The organism is Salegentibacter sp. BLCTC (genome assembly GCF_015143665.1).
Lineage (GTDB): Bacteria > Bacteroidota > Bacteroidia > Flavobacteriales > Flavobacteriaceae > Salegentibacter > Salegentibacter maritimus.
This window is the reverse complement of sequence record NZ_WYEW01000039.1, coordinates 1-560: the sequence shown is the minus strand read 5'-3', so window position 1 is coordinate 560 and position 560 is coordinate 1. Positions and strand designations below refer to the sequence as shown.

Sequence of the window (560 nt, the reverse complement as noted above, 5' to 3'; positions counted from 1 at the left end):
GTTAAACCTGAATTGGTATTGTCATAACCGGAAGCACTTGCATTGGTATCGATAGTCGTAATTACATCACCATTACCATTTGTAAAAGTATACACCCCATCGGTTACACTTACTGAAGTAGTGTTGGCATCAATAATTACCGCTGTACCGTCTACTGCGGTATGCGTATAGGTGCCGTTACCATTATCAACTAAAACATCGGTAGTATTATCCAGGTTAGACTGAATTTCATCTAAAGCATCCTGTACATTGGTAGAGGTTAAACCTGAATTGGTATTGTCATAACCGGAAGCACTTGCATTGGTATCGATAGTCGTAATTACATCACCATTACCATTTGTAAAAGTATACACCCCATCGGTTACACTTACTGAAGTAGTGTTGGCATCAATAATTACCTCCGTACCATCTACTGCGGTATGCGTATAGGTGCCGTTACCATTATCAACTAAAACATCGGTAGTATTATCCAGGTTAGACTGAATTTCATCTAAAGCATCCTGTACATTAGTAGAGGTTAAACCTGAATTGGTATTGTCATAACCGGAAGCACTTGCATT

General features: G+C 39.1%; 1 pseudogene. It reads right to left on the bottom strand.

Annotation, left to right across the window (positions count from 1 at the left end):
* Window positions 1–560 (bottom strand): annotated as a pseudogene (locus GUB10_RS15905) (hypothetical protein); the annotation flags it as partial.